Genomic DNA, 2,984 nt, shown 5'->3' on the forward strand with positions numbered 1-2,984 from the left:
ACTGGGTGGCGGTCAGCCACTCCGGCACCGGTGGCCTCGCGGTCGACCTGCACGCCTTCTGACCGTCGACCGAGCAGGGTGGGGGGCCCCCGCCGAGGGCGCCGGGGCCGCCCACCCCGCCCCCCGCGGGGCCCGCCCACCCTGCTCGGTCGACGGTCAGAAGGTGTGCAGGTCGACCGCGAGGCCACCGGTGCCGGAGTGGCTGACCGCCACCCAGTCCGTGCCGGCCCCGGCGAGCCACCCCGGATAGCGGCCGAGCTGACGGCCGGTGTCCGCGTCGTACACCAGCACCATCGGGCGCTCGTCCTCGACCCCGCTGACCGCCACCAGCCGAGCCGTCACCGCCGAGCGCCAACTCGCCGACGTGCCGGGCAGCACCGGGTCCGGTGCGGTCCAGCGGGCGACACCGGTGGCCAGGTCGAGCAACGCCAGCGCGCCGGTGTCGGCGGTGTCGCGGACCAGGACCGACCGGTCGTCGCCGTCGATCGGGACACCGGCGGCGACGCCCCGCCAGACCGTCCTGCCGGTACGCAGGTCGACCAGTTGCGGCCGTTCGTCGGCGGTGACCGCGACGAGCCGGGTCCCGACCCCGATCAGCTCCATCCCGCTGAGGTCGTTCGCCAGCCGCTTGGCGCACTCGCCGTTCTGCCGACGCCCGCTGTAGACCGCGCCGGACCAGCCCTTGGCACCGGTGCCCGCGTCGACGCTGGCGATGCTGACCGTGCAGCGCTGGTCCCCCTTGGGCGGGTCGTGGTTGGTGCTGACCAGCAGGTCGTCGGCGGCGAAGCCGAACCAGGCCCGGTTCGGCAGCCGCCCGGCGCCGGCCCGCCCGGTGGTGGGGGCGACCGGGGTGTAAGTGGCCGCCCGGCCGGAGGTGCTCAGCCGCACCACGACGTACCGGCCGGCGGTCGGCGCGTACGGCAGGCGCGCGCCGAGGGTGACGTCGCTGACCCGGGCGAACCGGTCGGACGGCAGCTTCCACAGTTCGCGACCGCTCTCCAGCTCCCTGGCGATGATCACGCAGGTCGCCGCCGCGCCGACACCGACGCAGTCCCGGGCGTGGACGGCCTGCCCGTGGACGACCACGTCCTGGCTGCCGGCCGCCCGCCACCGGGTGGCACCGGTGCGCGCGTCGAGCACGTCCACACCGCCGTCGTTGTTGTCGCTGACCACGATGGATCCCCCGGCGATGACGTACCGGAAGCTGCCGGCGAACGGGTGCGCCCACCGTTGCTGCCCGGTGACCCGGTCCACCGCCCGCAGTTCCCGCCCGTCGGGGACGACGATGAGCTGGCCGGTCTCGCCCAGCGGCTGGTCGATCCGCCGTACCGACACCGACCAGGCCGCCTGCGGGACCTGCGGGGTGGGTGACCTGCTGCCCTCCCGCAGCCGCTCCGGGGTCTGCTCGACTGGCGTCGGTGGGCGCTGCGGGCGGGGCGCGGCGCAGGCGGGCAGCCCGAGGACCAGGGTCAGGGCGACGGCGGCGGTACGCCAACGGGCTGGTCGGTGCGACGGCACGGGTTCCCCCTCGGTGGACGGTCGAGTCGTCACCCTAGGACCCGCGCGCATCCCCTGCCACCGGACGGTCGATGTGCCGGTCCCGGCGGCGCGGGACATCCACCCCTGGCCGGCGGGACAGGACGCGGACCAGGCTGCGCTGCGCGTGCGCCGATCCGGCGGCGCGCGGTGATCCGGAGGAAGCCCGTGGGTGTGCTGGTGTGGTCCCCGATGCCGACGGCGGCCGGTGGCCCCGTCCGTGGCGCTGGTGGTGGTCGTGCTGGGACAGTGGACCGGCCATGCCGAACGTTTCTGTGACCGCGCGGTCGACCGGGTGGGCGGTGCTCACCGGCACCGTCCTGCTCAGCCTCGGCGCGGTCGTCGCCTGGGCGGTGGCGACGCCGCCGTGGTCCGCCGACCAGCTCTACTCGCTCGTCGACCTGCTCGACGGCATCGTCTACGGCACGTTGGCGTGGCTGATCCTGAGCCGGCAGCGCACCGGCAGCCGGATGCCCGCCGTGATCGCCTGCGCGGCGGCGCTGGGCAGCGCGGTCGCCGCCTGCGCCGGGCAGTGGCAACTCGCCGTGGGCGGGCCGCCGGTGCTGACCGCGCTGCACCGCTGGGCCTGGGTGCCCGGCCTGTACGCGCTGGTCGTGGTGATGCCGTGGCTGCTGCCGGACCGGCCGTTGGACCGGTTCGGCCGGTACGCGGTCGCCGCCGGGGTCGGTTACGTGGCGGTGACGATGGCCGCCGCCGTCACCGCGCCACCGCCGCTGGGGGTGCTGCCGCTGCCGGACGGGCTGCGGGGCGTGCGGGCCGCACTGCTGCCCGTCCTGCCGTACCCGCTGGTCGGGCTCGGCCTGCTGGCCTGCGCCGGGTTGGCGTGGCGGTGGCGACGTGGCCCCGCCGCGCAACGCCACGGCCTCGGCTGGGCGACGGCCGGCAGCGGGCTGCTCACCCTCGCCTTCCTCGCCACCCTGCTGCCCCCGGCCGTCCCGGCGGCCCTGCCGGCGCTGCTGATGCTCGCCTCGCAGGCGTTCTTCCCCGCCGCGGTGGCGGTGGTGGTGCTGCGCCAGCAGCTGTGGGGGCTGCGGCTGGCCGTGCGCCGCACCCTCGTGTGGTATCTGATGACCGCCGTGGTGATCGCCGCCTACTGCGCGACGGTGGCGCTGCTCGACCGGTTGCTGCCGCAGCGGCTGCCGCTGCCGCAACTCGTCGTTACCGGGGTGCTCGCGGCGGCCTTCCAGCCGATGCGCGAGGCGGTGCAGCGGCGGGTGGGCCGGCTCGTGCACGGTGAGGCCCCGCAGCCGCTGCTGCACCGGGTGGTGCACAGCGTCGGCAGCACCACCGAGATCAGCGCGACGATCGCCGCCGCGCTCCGGCTCGCCGAGGTGCGCATCACCGAGGGTGGGCCGCAGCCACCGCCGCACCCGTACGGCTGCCCGTTGACCGTGCCGTTGACCAGCGGTGACCGGCTCGTCGGCCAG

General features: G+C 76.0%; 1 protein-coding gene and 1 pseudogene. One reads left to right on the forward strand and one right to left on the reverse strand.

The annotated features are described in order from the left end of the window. Positions 1–156 precede the first annotated feature (156 nt). Complete coding sequence (locus ACOJTC_RS27870; protein ID WP_420119109.1) at positions 157–1,551, reverse strand: PQQ-binding-like beta-propeller repeat protein; 1,395 nt, start codon at positions 1,549–1,551, stop codon at positions 157–159. Between the two features lie 245 nt (positions 1,552–1,796). On the opposite strand from ACOJTC_RS27870, the pseudogene ACOJTC_RS27875 reads away from it, so the two are divergent. After that, positions 1,797–2,984: pseudogene (locus ACOJTC_RS27875) on the forward strand (hypothetical protein); the annotation flags it as partial.

The organism is Micromonospora sp. (assembly GCF_048594385.1).
GTDB lineage: Bacteria > Actinomycetota > Actinomycetes > Mycobacteriales > Micromonosporaceae > Micromonospora > Micromonospora wenchangensis.